The sequence below is a fragment of the Novosphingobium percolationis genome, assembly GCF_020179425.1.
Lineage (GTDB): Bacteria > Pseudomonadota > Alphaproteobacteria > Sphingomonadales > Sphingomonadaceae > Novosphingobium > Novosphingobium percolationis.
In genome coordinates, this window is the sequence record NZ_JAILYM010000001.1 from 667,579 (window position 1) to 680,596 (window position 13,018).

12 protein-coding genes are annotated in these 13,018 nt (G+C 67.7%); 8 read left to right on the forward strand and 4 right to left on the reverse strand.

Annotated elements, in window-relative coordinates:
* Positions 1–7: 7 nt before the first annotated feature.
* Positions 8–1,006, forward strand: coding sequence for an anthranilate phosphoribosyltransferase (trpD, locus tag K3A84_RS03005; RefSeq protein ID WP_225007722.1), 999 nt, complete (start codon positions 8–10; stop codon positions 1,004–1,006).
* A gap of 181 nt (positions 1,007–1,187) precedes the next feature.
* Entirely contained in the window at positions 1,188–1,976 is a 789-nt protein-coding gene (gene trpC, locus K3A84_RS03010; RefSeq protein WP_225007724.1) for an indole-3-glycerol phosphate synthase TrpC, read from the forward strand.
* Positions 1,977–1,980: 4 nt separating this feature from the next.
* Here the strand turns inward: trpC and K3A84_RS03015 are convergent, their stop codons facing one another.
* A complete protein-coding gene (locus K3A84_RS03015) occupies positions 1,981–2,541 on the reverse strand; it encodes an NUDIX hydrolase (RefSeq protein ID WP_225007726.1) in 561 nt (186 codons plus the stop codon).
* Between the two features lie 153 nt (positions 2,542–2,694).
* Here K3A84_RS03015 and moaC point away from each other — a divergent pair, with 153 nt between their 5' ends.
* The 3 genes from moaC to lexA all read left to right on the forward strand — a co-directional run bounded on the left by moaC (position 2,695) and on the right by lexA (position 5,202).
* The gene (gene moaC / locus K3A84_RS03020; RefSeq protein ID WP_225007727.1) at positions 2,695–3,180 is read left to right on the forward strand and encodes a cyclic pyranopterin monophosphate synthase MoaC; all 486 of its coding nucleotides are present in this window, start codon (positions 2,695–2,697) and stop codon (positions 3,178–3,180) included.
* A complete protein-coding gene (locus K3A84_RS03025) occupies positions 3,177–4,412 on the forward strand; it encodes a molybdopterin molybdotransferase MoeA (protein ID WP_225007729.1) in 1,236 nt (411 codons plus the stop codon). Before moaC ends, K3A84_RS03025 begins: the two co-directional genes overlap by 4 nt.
* A 91-nt stretch (positions 4,413–4,503) precedes the next feature.
* Positions 4,504–5,202: a transcriptional repressor LexA gene (lexA, locus tag K3A84_RS03030; protein WP_225007731.1), complete on the forward strand. Its 699-nt coding sequence runs from the start codon at positions 4,504–4,506 to the stop codon at positions 5,200–5,202.
* Here lexA and K3A84_RS03035 read toward each other — a convergent pair.
* On the reverse strand, positions 5,196–7,361 hold the full coding sequence (locus K3A84_RS03035; protein ID WP_225007733.1) for a ComEC/Rec2 family competence protein: 2,166 nt from the start codon (positions 7,359–7,361) through the stop codon (positions 5,196–5,198). The two genes, lexA and K3A84_RS03035, sit on opposite strands and share 7 nt — an antisense overlap.
* A 130-nt stretch (positions 7,362–7,491) precedes the next feature.
* On the opposite strand from K3A84_RS03035, the gene gltX reads away from it, so the two are divergent.
* From gltX to K3A84_RS03050, 3 genes are all read left to right on the forward strand, one after another.
* Entirely contained in the window at positions 7,492–8,970 is a 1,479-nt protein-coding gene (gene gltX / locus K3A84_RS03040) for a glutamate--tRNA ligase (protein ID WP_225007736.1), read from the forward strand.
* Between the two features lie 43 nt (positions 8,971–9,013).
* Positions 9,014–10,300: a citrate synthase gene (locus K3A84_RS03045; RefSeq protein WP_225007738.1), complete on the forward strand. Its 1,287-nt coding sequence runs from the start codon at positions 9,014–9,016 to the stop codon at positions 10,298–10,300.
* Positions 10,301–10,482: 182 nt separating this feature from the next.
* Positions 10,483–10,674: a hypothetical protein gene (locus K3A84_RS03050; protein WP_225007741.1), complete on the forward strand. Its 192-nt coding sequence runs from the start codon at positions 10,483–10,485 to the stop codon at positions 10,672–10,674.
* Here the strand turns inward: K3A84_RS03050 and K3A84_RS03055 are convergent.
* Both K3A84_RS03055 and K3A84_RS03060 read right to left on the reverse strand, forming a co-directional pair.
* Positions 10,671–12,035, reverse strand: coding sequence for a sensor histidine kinase (locus K3A84_RS03055; protein WP_225007746.1), 1,365 nt, complete (start codon positions 12,033–12,035; stop codon positions 10,671–10,673). The genes K3A84_RS03050 and K3A84_RS03055 overlap by 4 nt on opposite strands.
* Positions 12,032–13,009, reverse strand: coding sequence for a hypothetical protein (locus K3A84_RS03060; protein WP_225007748.1), 978 nt, complete (start codon positions 13,007–13,009; stop codon positions 12,032–12,034). Before K3A84_RS03060 ends, K3A84_RS03055 begins: the two co-directional genes overlap by 4 nt.
* Positions 13,010–13,018 lie beyond the last annotated feature (9 nt).

The following is a 13,018-nucleotide window of genomic DNA, read 5'->3' on the forward strand; positions in this document are numbered from 1 at the left end:
CGTCGCAATGAGCACCCGCCTTCCCGACGTTACCGGCATCCCGTTCGTGGCGGACGAGGCCGAGGCGCTGTTCGGCACGATCCTCGATGGCGGCCCGGCGGATGAGGACATCGCACGTTTCCTCCTTGCGCTGTCGGATCGCGGCGAAGTGGCGAGCGAGATCACCGGCGCGGCACGGGCCATGCGCGCGCGGATGATCCCGGTCAGCGCGCCTGCAGGCGCCATCGACGTGTGCGGCACCGGCGGCGATGGGCACCACACGCTGAACGTGTCGACCGCCGTGGCGCTGGTCGTGGCGGCCTGCGACGTGCCCGTGGCGAAGCACGGCAACCGCGCCGCCAGTTCCAAGGCGGGCGCAGCCGATACGCTCGAGGCGCTCGGGCTGAACCTCGACCGCGCGACCGAGACCGCCGAGGCGACGCTGGCCGATATCGGCATCGGCTTCCTGTTCGCGGCCAAATACCACCCGGCAATGGGCCGGATCATGCCGATCCGCAAGGCGATCGGACGGCGTACGATCTTCAACCTGATGGGTCCGCTGGCCAATCCGGCAGGCGTCACGCGCCAACTCGTCGGGATCGCACGGCCCGCTTACGTGCCGATCTATGCAGACGCGCTGCTGGCGCTCGGCAGCGAGCACGGCCTTGTCGTTTCGGGTGACGAAGGCCTCGACGAACTGAGCCTTGCGGGCGGCAACGAAGTGGCCGAAGTGAAGGACGCGCGCGTGCTGATGCGCCGCGTGTCGCCCGCCGATGCCGGGCTGCCGGTTCATCCGGTCGCAGCGATCCGCGGGGGCGATGCCGACCATAACGCCGCTGCCCTGCGCGCGCTGCTGCTGGGCGAACATGGCCCCTATCGCGATGCCGTGCTATTCAACGCCGCCGCCGCGCTGATCGTCGCGGGCGAGGCGCATTCCTGGCACGAAGGTGTCGAGGAAGCTGCCGAAGCAATCGACAAGGGGCTGGCGAACGCCCTGCTCAACTGCTGGATCGACGCGCTGAAGTAGGGTGTTTCGCGCAGAGGCACAGAGCCATCGCTGACGGCAAGGCCAATCCCTGCCTCCAGCCTGCCCTGATCTCGGCCTTTGCAAGCAAGGGCGGCTGCCCCGCCAGGGCAGCGTCTCTGCGCAAAACCCGGCCTCCCGCACCCTACCCAGCGGACGAAAACCCCGCTAAGGCCCGGACGCCATGACCGACAAGCTCGCCGAAATCTGCGCCACCAAGCGCGAAGAAGTCGCCGCCCGCAAGGCCGCCACCACACTCGCAGACCTTGCCACGCGCGCGAGCGAACAGACGCCCCCTCGCGGGTTCGAGGCCGCGCTGCGCGCCCGCGCTGCCAGCGGCTATGCGCTGATCGCCGAAATCAAGAAGGCAAGCCCATCCAAGGGCCTGATCCGCCCCGATTTCCGCCCTGCCGATCACGCCCGCGCCTATCAGGCGGGCGGTGCTGCGTGCCTTTCGGTGCTGACCGACGCGCCCTATTTCCAGGGCCACGAAGACTTCCTGATCGAAGCGCGCGCCGCCTGCGATCTGCCGGTGATCCGCAAGGACTTCATGATCGATCCCTGGCAGTGCGCCGAAGCGCGCGCGATCGGAGCGGACGCGATCCTGATCATCGTCGCCGCGCTGGAGGACGTGGCAATGGCCGAGATCGAGGACGCCGCACGCGAACAGGGCATGGACGTGCTCGTCGAAGTCCACAACGAAGCCGAAATGGAACGCGCCGCGCGCCTGCACTCGCGCCTGATCGGCGTGAACAACCGCGATCTCAAGCGCTTCGTCACCGACCTCGGCACCACCGAACGTCTCGCCCCGCTCGCGCCCGCCGGCACGCTGCTGGTCGCTGAGAGCGGCATCAACACCCACGCGGACCTGTTGCGGTTGGAGCATTGCGGGGCACGCACGTTCCTCGTCGGCGAAAGCCTGATGCGGCAGGACGACGTGGCAGCAGCAACGCGGGCGCTGCTGGAAGGCTAGCCCCTCAGCCCCACAGCTCCGGCCGGCGCAGCAACAGCGCCTGGGCCAGCACCAGTGTCTTGGCGTCGGTAAGGTCGCCCGCCAGCGCCATGGCGCGCAGGGCATCGAGCGACACTTCGTGGACGCAGATGTGTTCGAACTCACCGTCCGCGCCGCCACCCTCGGCCACGCGGTCGGCTAAGGAATATTCGCCGAGGTAGAGCATCACGCGCTCGGTCGAGACCGGCGGGATCGGCCAGATGTTGGCGACCGGCTCGAGCGGGCCGAGGCGCAGGCCGCCTTCCTCCAGCGCTTCCTCACGGATGCGCGCTTCGGGCGCCATCGCGTCGAGATTGCCCGCGATCGCTTCGAGCAATGGGGCTTCTCCCGCCGCCAACACCGCCGCGCGCGGTTGGCTCACCAGCATGCAGACGCGCCGCACCGCATCGTAGGGCAGGACCGCCACGGCCTGACCGTTGTCTAGCAGGTGGCGCTCCACCACCATGCCATCGGGCAACATGACTTCCAGCCGCCAGAACTTGTACCAGCCGTCGTAGACCAGCCGCCGCGCCACGATTTCGGCCACGCGAATCTCCTTTTGCGGTGCCCCGGCGCCTTAGCGGACTGCCCGCCGCCCGGCGAGTGCGGCGCGCGATTTGCCTTGTTCCCCGAAGCGGGGTTCTGGCATGGACAACGCCATGAACTTTCGCAGAACCACGTAACTCGAGCGCTCGCACCGATGACGGGCCTCACCCATCTCGACGCGGCGGGCCATGCCCGCATGGTCGATGTCGGCAGCAAGGCGCAGACGCAGCGCGTTGCGGTGGCGCGCGGACATATCGGCATGAACGCTCAGGCGGTCGCCGCGATCCGCGATGGCGCGGTGCCCAAGGGCGACGTGCTGGCGGCCGCGCGCATTGCGGGGATCTTGGCCGCGAAGAAGACGGGCGAACTGATCCCGCTGTGCCACCCCTTGGCGCTCGATGCGGTGACGGTGGATTTCAGGATGACAGACCGGGGCGTGGAGGTGACCGCCAGCGCTTCACTGACCGGGCGGACGGGCGTGGAAATGGAGGCGCTGACGGCTGCCTCCATCGCACTGCTGACGATCTACGACATGGCCAAGGCGATCGACAAAGGCATGGTCATCGAACAGGTTCGCCTGATCGAAAAGCGCGGCGGAAAGTCGGGCGACTGGAAGGCCGTTGAGGAAGACCGCGCATGACCGATACGCCGACCAAGACCCCGCCGCTGCCACTGCGCACGGCGCAGGAACGCCTGCTGTTCCTCGCGCCGCAACTGCCGGTGGAGCACCGCGCCGTGGCCGAATGCGGCGGATTCTATCTCGCGCACCCGGTGACGGCGCGCCGCACCCAGCCCGACGCTCCGCTTTCGGCGATGGACGGCTATGCCCTGTGCGCCGCCGATCTGCCGGGCCCGTGGACGGTGATCGGCGAAAGCGCCGCCGGGCATCCCTTCACCGGGAGGATCGGCTCGAAACAGGCAGTGCGGATCAGCACCGGCGCGTGCCTGCCCGATGGTGCCGACATGGTGCTTTTGCAGGAGGACACCGCGCGCGAAGGCGATGCCGTCACGCTTACCGGCACGCCCCCCTCGCCCGTCGGGCGCCACATCCGGCCTGAGGGCATGGACTTTCTCGCCGACACACCCCTGCTGGGCGTGGGCACGCGTATCGGCCCGGCGCAGATCGCGCTCGCCATTGCGGGCGGCCACCAGTACCTGCGCGTGCGCCGCCCGGTGCGCCTTGCCGTGATCGACAGCGGCGACGAACTGGCCGGCCCCGGCAAGCCCCTGCAACCGCACCAAATTCCCGCCAGCAACGGCCCGATGCTGGCCGCGCTCGCCGCGTTCTGCCCGGTCGACGTGACGCGCATCGGCCCGGTGCCCGATCGCCTCGACGCGCTGGTCGCCGCACTGGATCAGGCCAAGAAGGCCGATATCATCGTCACCAGCGGCGGCGCATCGGTGGGCGATCATGACCTGATCCGCCCCGCGCTCGAAGCCGCGGGCGCCGAGATCGACTTCTGGCGCGTGGGGATCAAGCCGGGCAAGCCCCTGCTGGTCGGGCGGCGACAGCGATCTGGCGCGGTGGCGCAAGTCATACTCGGACTTCCCGGCAATCCCGCCTCGGCGTTCGTCACCGGCTTCCTGTTCATGCTGCCACTGCTGCGCGCCGCCTCGGGCGCGGCCGAGCCCCTGCCCCACCCGATCCGGGCACCGCTGACGGGTGCCATGGCCGCAGGGGGCGGGCGCATGGAGTTCCTGCGCGCGTACTGGGACGGACGGGCGGTAGCGCTCGATCCCTTGCAGGATTCGGGTGCGCTGACGCCGTTGGCGCGCGCCAATGCGCTGGTGGTGCGCGAGGCGGGCGCGGCCGCGGTTCCGGCCGGAACGGATGTTCCGGTTTATCTGCTCGAAACTGGCGGAATTGCTTGACGCCCCCTTGATGGTTGCTTATTCGTTCCGCATTCGTTCGCCAGAGGAACAGAGCAGGCGGCGATGGAACGGCTATAGGGAGCACGCGCCGATGTTGACGCGCAAGCAGCACGAATTGCTGACCTTCATCCAGAACCGGCTCGAACAATCGGGTATCTCGCCCTCGTTTGAGGAAATGAAGGAGGCGCTCGACCTCAAGTCCAAGTCGGGCGTGCACCGCCTGATTTCCGCGCTGGAAGAACGCGGCTTCATCCGCCGGCTCCCCAACCGCGCCCGCGCGCTCGAAGTGCTGCGCGGCGCCGATGGCGGCATAGCGGCGCCGACCTCTGCGGCGCCGGCTGCGGTCAACAGCAACACCGCCACGCCGCCACTGCGTGCGCCTGCGCGCGCACCGGAACCTGCCAACGATGTGATCGAGCTGCCGCTGCACGGCCGCATCGCAGCTGGCGCCCCGATCGAGGCGTTGGAAGGCACCGCGACCCTCCCTGTCCCCGCCGCGCTGCTCGGCGCGGGCGAGCACTACGCGCTGGAAGTTTCCGGGGACTCGATGGTCGAAGCGGGCATCCTCGACGGCGACTTCGCACTGGTGCGCCGCACCGAAACCGCACGCGATGGCGAAATCGTGGTGGCGCTGATCCGCGGCGAGGAAGCCACGCTCAAGACCCTTCGCCACGAAAAGGGCATGGTGCGGCTCGATCCGGCCAACGCCGCCTATGACCCGCAGTTCTATTCACCCAATGAAGTGCAGATCCAGGGCAAGCTGGCGGGCCTCCTGCGCCGCTATCACTGAGGCGGCGGGGCTTTGGGCTGCGGGGAATGGACGCCCCGCTGCGGCTGGACTGCCTTCGTGCCGTCAGCGTCGGGAATGGTGGGCCAGGGATACCAGCCGTGTCGGCCTTGCGTTTCGGCGACGGTGCGGACGTCGCCCGTGGTCAGATCAATGGCGAGTCCGCCCGTCCGGCGCAGTAGCGCGCGGTCGGCCTTGAGCAGGCGAGGCTGGCAGGCGCGAGGCAGGCGGCGGTCGGCGATCACGATATCGGCGGTGGCGCAGGCCCGCGCGAGGTCGGAGATCGGAACGAGATCGCGACCCCGGCTCATCAGCAGGACATAGGGACGCCGCGCACGGCGCAGCTCGAGTCGGCAGAAGTCGGGGTTGCACCGTGCGCCCGGCGCAGCATCGATGGACGTTACGTCGCCGGCTTGGCCGGCCGCTTCCAGCAGGGTGTCGCGGGTGAAATCACTGCGGCCCTCGCGCAGCACCAGCAGGACTGCACCGTTGCCCTCACTCTCCATAGCCACGCCGACCTGGCGGCCATCACCAGACACGAGCACATCCGGCGCGCGCGAAAGCAGCACGATCGCGCTCGCCCACGCGATGGGGACCACCCCGGCAAGGCGCACCCGCCCACTCCACAACGCCAGCCATAGCAATCCGCCAAGGAACAGGCCGAAGGTGGCGCGGGTCATGCCTGGCAGCATCGTCACAGCGCCCGGCTGCGCGGCGGTGACATGCGCCATCCACAGCAGCAGGTCGAGCGACTTGCCCACGGCCAGCCACACCGGCCCGCCCCATCCGGCCAGATCGAGCACCAGTGCCAACGCGATCAGCGGCATGGTGACGAAGGTGGTCAGCGGAATCGCCACCACGTTGACCGCCGCGCCGTAGAGACCGGCGCGGTGGAAGTGGAACACCGCGATCGGCATCAGCACCAGTTCGATCACCACGCCCGTCGCCAGCAGCAGCGCAAGATGGCGTAGCAGGCGGGTCACGGTGCCTTCGTCGCGCGGGGCGAGGAAACGCCGCGCGGGCGCCGCATTGTGAAAGGCGATGATCGCGATGACTGAGGCAAAGCTCATCTGGAAGCTGGGTCCCCACAGCGATTCGGGCCAGAACAGCAGCACGAAGAACGCCGCCACCGCGGCCATGCGCAAGGACAGCGGATCGCGCCCCAGCGCGAGCGCACCCAACACCAGCACCGCACCGACGCACGAGCGCACCGTCGGCACTTCCGATCCGGTAAGGATGGTGTAGCCGATGCCCGCCAGCGCGCCCGCCGCCGCCGCGACCAAGGGCAGGCGGACGCGCAGCGCGATCGGCGGAACCAGCGCGAGCAAGCGGATAACCAGCACGTAGACCGCTGCGACCACGGCGCTGACGTGCAATCCGCTGATCGAGAGCAGGTGGCTGAGCCCGGCGTCGCGCATCGCGTCCTCGTCGGCTTGCGCTATGGCGCCGCGATCGCCGCTGGCGAAAGCTGCCGCAATAGCACCGGGCGAACCAGCGAGCCGCGCCCGCACGTGATCGGCCAGCGCACGGCGTACCTGCCCCAGCGAGCCACCGCCGGGCGGGGGCGCGACCAGCACCGGCCGGCCAAGGACGCGGCCCGTTGCGGAAAGCCCTTGGAACCAGGCCGCACGCGCGAAATCGTAGCTGCCGGGCAACATCGGCGGCGCAGGCGGCATCAGCCGCGCGCGCAAGCGCACCTGCGCGCCTTCGACCAGCGCAGGATCGTCCTGCGCCGAGGTCAAATTGACGCGCACGCGCCGCACCGGACCTGCCGGCTCGAGTCGCGTCGCCACGACCAGACGGATGGTGTCTTCCGCGCCGCGATCCTGCCGGTCGATCACCGGCCCCAGCACCTCGACCAAAGTCGGATGCGCAATCCCCGGCGCGCCAACCAGCGCCGACTTGCTCCACACCACCGCGAGACCGAACAGGCCCATCAGGCACAGCGATGCCACGGCAAGGCGCAGGCGCTGGTATTCGCCTTCGCGATCCAGCGCCAAAGCACCCGTTCCCGCCGCAGCGCACAGCGTTCCGAAGGCCAGCCAGTGCACCCGGCCGGGCAGCAGCAGCCATGCAGCGATACCAAGGCCGAAGGCAACAACCAGCCATGGCCCGCGCTCCAGATCGCGCCCCGCAAGGAATTTTTCTATTGTGCGCTGCACACTAGACAAGCGTCTCAGTTTGTCCCAATGCCGCGCCGAACGGGCCGGAAGCCAGCCTTCCGGTTCGGGTGCGGACGAGTCTGCGGCTCGGGTCGCCATACGAATGCACTGGAAGGATCGCGGCTCGAAAATGGCAAGCGCCACTGATACCGTTTTTGCAGGATCGGCTCTTGCCGGCGGTTCGGACCGCTCTGGCGTCGTTACCCGTTTCGCCCCTTCCCCGACCGGCTATCTTCATATCGGCGGCGCGCGCACCGCGCTGTTCAACTGGCTGTTCGCACGTCATCACGGCGGCACCTACCTGCTGCGGATCGAGGATACCGACCGCGCGCGTTCGACCGACGCGGCGATCGACGCGATCTTCGACGGGCTGGAATGGCTGGGCCTGGGCGGTGACGAACCCGCCGTTTTCCAGTTCGCGCGCAGCGATCGCCACGCCGAAGTGGCGCACAAGCTGCTCGAGGCAGGCCACGCCTATCGCTGCTTCCTGACCCAAGAAGAGCTGGCCGCGATGCGCGAGAATGCGCAGGCCGAAAAGCGTCCGTTCCGCATCGCCAGCCCTTGGCGCGATGCCGATGCCGCAACCTGGCCGACGGACAAGCCCTACGTCGTGCGCATCAAGGCGCCGCGTGATGGCGAAACGGTGATCGAGGATCTGGTGCAGGGCCCGATCACGGTCCAGAACGCCGAGATCGACGACTACGTGATCCTGCGCAGCGACGGCACACCGACCTATATGCTGGCGGTGGTAGTGGACGACCATGACATGGGCGTTACCCACGTGATCCGCGGCGATGACCACATCAACAACGCCTTCCGCCAGCTTGTCCTCATCCGCGCGATGCATGCGATCGAGGGCGGATGGCCGGACCCTGCCTATGCCCACATCCCGCTGATCCATGGTGCGGACGGGGCCAAGCTTTCCAAGCGCCACGGCGCGCTGGGTGTCGATGCCTATCGCGACGAGATGGGGCTGCTGCCCGAAGCGGTGCTGAACTACCTGATGCGTCTGGGCTGGGGCCACGGCGACGAGGAAATCATCAGCACGGCGCAGGCCATCGAGTGGTTCGACATCGTCGATGTCAACAAGGGCGCCTCGCGTTTCGATCTCAAGAAGCTGCTGAACCTCAATGGCCACTACATCCGCGAAGCCGACGATGTGCGGCTGGCGGGGCTGGTCGCGCAGCGCCTCCCCGCGCTGGTGGCGTCGTTCGATGCCGAGCGCGACCTGGCCCTGCTGACGCAAGCCATGCCGGTGCTGAAGGTGCGAGCCGCCGACCTCAACGAACTGGCGCGCGGCGCGATGTTCCTGTTCACCCAGCGTCCGCTGCCGGTGGACGAAAAGGCCGCAGGGCTGCTGACCGATGATGCGCGCGCCCTGCTGGCGCAGATCGCCGCGCGGCTCGACGCTGCCGCGAGCTGGACCAACGAAGCGCTGGAAGAGAGCCTCAAGGCGATGGCCGGCGACCTCGGACTTGGGCTAGGCAAGCTTGCCCAGCCCTTGCGCGCAAGCTTGACCGGGACGACTACCTCGCCCGGAATTTTCGACGTACTGACGCTGCTGGGCAAGGACGAGTCGCTGGCTCGTATCCGCGACCAGGCGGCATGAATCCCCGGATGCGGAACCGCACATTGAACAAGGAGGGCGTAGCGTGAGCGATAACCAGGCTTCTTTGACCGCCGACGGCAAGACCATCGAGATGCCGGTCAAGAGCGGCACGATTGGCCCGGACGTCATCGACATCCGCAAGCTCTATGGCCAGACCGGGATGTTCACCTATGACCCCGGCTTCACCTCGACGGCCAGCTGCGATTCCGCGCTGACCTACATCGATGGCGACGAAGGCGTGCTGCTGCACCGGGGCTACCCGATCGGCCAGCTGGCCGAGCACAGCTCGTTCATGGAAGTCAGCTACCTGATGCTCAACGGCGAACTGCCGAGCCAGGCCGAGCTGGACGAGTTCAGCCGCACGATCACGCGCCACACCATGGTGCACGAACAGCTTTCGAGCTTCTACGGCGGCTTCCGTCGCGACGCGCACCCGATGGCGGTGATGTGCGGGGTGGTCGGTGCGCTGTCGGCGTTCTATCACGACAGCACCGACATCTCGGACCCGGTGCATCGCAAGATCAGCTCGCACCGCCTGATCGCCAAGATCCCGACGATCGCCGCGATGGCCTACAAGTATTCGGTCGGCCAGCCGTTCATCTACCCGGACAACAAGCTGTCCTACACCGGGAACTTCCTGAAGATGACCTTCGGCGTCCCCGCCGAGGAATATGAAGTGATCCCCGCCGTCGAAAAGGCGATGGACCGCATCTTCATCCTGCACGCCGACCACGAACAGAACGCTTCGACCTCGACCGTGCGTCTTGCAGGGTCCTCGGGTGCCAATCCGTTCGCTTGCATGGCAGCAGGCATTGCCTGCCTGTGGGGCCCCGCGCATGGCGGCGCGAACGAAGCCGCGCTCAACATGCTCAAGGAAATCGGCACGCCCGACAAGATCCCGCACTACATCGAGCGCGCCAAGGACAAGAACGATCCGTTCCGCCTGATGGGCTTCGGTCACCGCGTCTACAAGAACTACGATCCGCGCGCGACCGTGATGCAGAAGACCGTGCGCGAAGTGTTCGACGCGCTGAAGGTCAACGATCCGCTGTTCGAGACTGCGCTGCGACTTGAAGAGATCGCACTGAACGATCCCTACTTCATCGAGAAGAAGCTGTTCCCGAACGTCGACTTCTATTCGGGCATCATCCTTTCTGCGATCGGTTTCCCGACCACGATGTTCACCGTGCTGTTCGCTCTGGCCCGCACCGTGGGCTGGGTCGCGCAGTGGAACGAAATGATCAGCGATCCCGGCCAGAAGATCGGTCGTCCGCGCCAGCTCTACACCGGCCCGACGCAGCGCGACTACGTGCCGCTCGACAAGCGCTGATGCAGGTCGGGCGCGGAGTTGGTTTTGTGCCGGTTTTCCAAGGAAAACCGGGCGGGCCAGCTCTACACCGGCCCGACGCAGCGCGACTACGTGCCGCTCGACAAGCGCTGATGCGCCAGGTGCCGTCGGCGTCGTGACTGCGACGCCTTCGGTGCCACATTGACGAAAAGGGAATGGTGGCGATGAAGGTGGTTTTCAAAATCATCGGCATGGCCGCCATTTTCATGGGACTGCTTTGGATGGCCCAGGGCACGGGTCTGCTGATGTGGCCCGCCTCCAGCTTCATGCTGGCCCAGCGCCAGTGGGCGCTGTGGGGATTGCTGCTGGCCGCGCTCGGCCTCGTCCTCCTGCTGCGCGCCGGACGGCGGCGCTAGAGCCCGACGCGAAGGGCTTCTGCCTGATCGGCAGGCAGCGTCAGTACGAAGCAGGCGCCTTTTCCGGGGGTTGCGGCGACCTGGAGATCGCCCCCCATCGCGCGCGCCAGGCGGCGCGAGATGTACAATCCTAGACCACTGCCGCCATCTCCGCTGCGGCCGAGCCTTTCGAACTTCTCGAAAACGCGCGCGGCCTGCTGCGCGGTCAGACCTTCGCCTTCGTCCGATACCGAAACCCAAGCGGTCCGGCCTTCCACGCCAACGGTGATATGCACGGTCGAGCCGCCGGGCGTATAGCGCAAGGCGTTCGACAGGAGGTTCAACAGCACCTGCAGCACGCGGCGGAATTCTCCGATCGCAGGCGCGGTTTCGGACGCCGGCGGCGTTTCGACGACGATGCCGCATTCCCGCGCGCGCACCGAGAGAATGCCGCCCGCACGGCGAGCGCAATCGGCCAGATCGATATGATCGGGCGCGGGGCTGAAATCGGACGCCTCCACCGCTTCGAGGTCGGCGAGATCCTCGATCAGCCCCATCAGGTGCCGCCCCGCCTCGGCGATATCGGTCGCATAGTTCGCATATTCGTCCGCCAGCGGCCCCGCCAACCGGGTACGGATCGTCTCGGCATTGGCAATGATCCGGTTGATCGGCTGACGCAATGCAGGCGCCAGATCCCGACCGAGCAGGCTGTTCCACGCCGGCTGCGTGGTCACCGTGTCGGGCAATTCATGCGGCAGGCGATCGATGGTTTCAGGCAGCATCAGCAGCGCGAAACGCCCGCCGACTTGCGGAAGGATGCGGGCACGCCAGCGGCGCAGCGACCCCGACACCGCGAAGGTCACGTCATCGAGCAGCCGCCAGTGCAGCGGCTGCTTCGCACCGGCGCGGTCGAGCCGTACGAAGTCCGTCCAGAAACGTCCGGCACCATGTTCGAGCGCAGCGGCCAGCCCGCCCAAGTCCGGCGCACGCAAATCTGCCGCCAGCACGCGCTGTTCGGGATCAAGCAGCAGTTCACCCTCCGCAAGCTGCCGCAGCAGGTCCTCGGGGGGGGCCAGATCGGTAACAGGCGGTGCCATGTTGGTCGGCCGCCACTGACTGAGTTCTACGTAGGTTACGTCGGCACTGGGGCGCACCGAGGCCCAGGCCGCGATCGCGCGCCCTTCGTCTACCGCCACTATCATGCGCGACAGGGGAAGACGGGCGCGGCGCGACTTGCGCACCAGCGCGAGCAGCGATGGCACTGCGATGAGGCCGGGAATCTCGCCGCCGCAACGACGTTGCAGCCCGGCGAGCGGCTCGTCGGCCTCGACCAGCCGGTTGGCCGCATCGCAACGGGCGCGAATGGGCGTTGCCTCGATCATCCTGCCGCGTGTCGGCCGTGCGCCGCATCGGCAAGGATGGCGGCGGCGGCATCCGCCTTCAGCAGCGCCAGTCCTTCGGGCAGCGCCACGTCGGGATGGAGCGCCATGAACTGCGCGGCAATCGCCTCGGGCCGCAGGCCGCAGGCCGCCAACGTCAGTGCCAGGCGCGCCAGTTGCCGTTCCGTCGTCGCCATGATCGCCAGGTCGCGGGGCTGGCCGGAGCCCGCCGCGATCGCCGAGACGAACATGCCGACGCCTGCATTTTCGACGGACAGCGCCAAGTCCGCCTCCCCCGCCGGAATCGCTGCAAGCACCCGCTGCAACAGCGCCAGTCGGCTGCGATCGCCGTCGCGCCGGGCGCGCAAGCTGTGCTCCGCGCTCATCGCATAATCGCGTGACCCGGGGTCGTCTCCGGCAAAGGCGCGCAGCATCGCCAGCGCGCCGTCGAACAGGTCCGACGGCAGTTCCGCGAGCGGCAGTTGCATCCGCCTTTGCAATTGACCGAACCGCGCCTGCGCGGCGAGGAGGTTCATCGCGGTAGCCGAGACTTCGGGCTCGCTTGAAGCGATGCGCGCCTGCAACAGCGGCGGAAGCACGGGATCCAGCGCCAGCCGTCCCTGCAGCCGTTCAGTCAGCTGCCATTCCAGCGCCAGCGCGTGAAGATGCGCAAGCAGCGCTTCCTCGGCCATGAGCTGGCGGGCAAGATCGTCGACGATGGTTTGCGCCCAGGCCTGCGGATCGGCATGGCCCGCCGCCTCGGCCAAGGCGACGACAAGCTGGCGCGACAGGTCGTTGAACATGCCGCGCACACGGGCGACAATCTCGTCGCTGAAGATCGAATTGTCATCACTGCACAGCAGGTGGACAAGGATCGGACCGTTGCTGGCGATGGCACGATCGGCGACGGCGAGATCTGCCTTCAACAGAGCCTCGATGGCGCGTGGCGCGCTGCCGGATTGTGCGGGTTGTGCCATGCGGTCGTT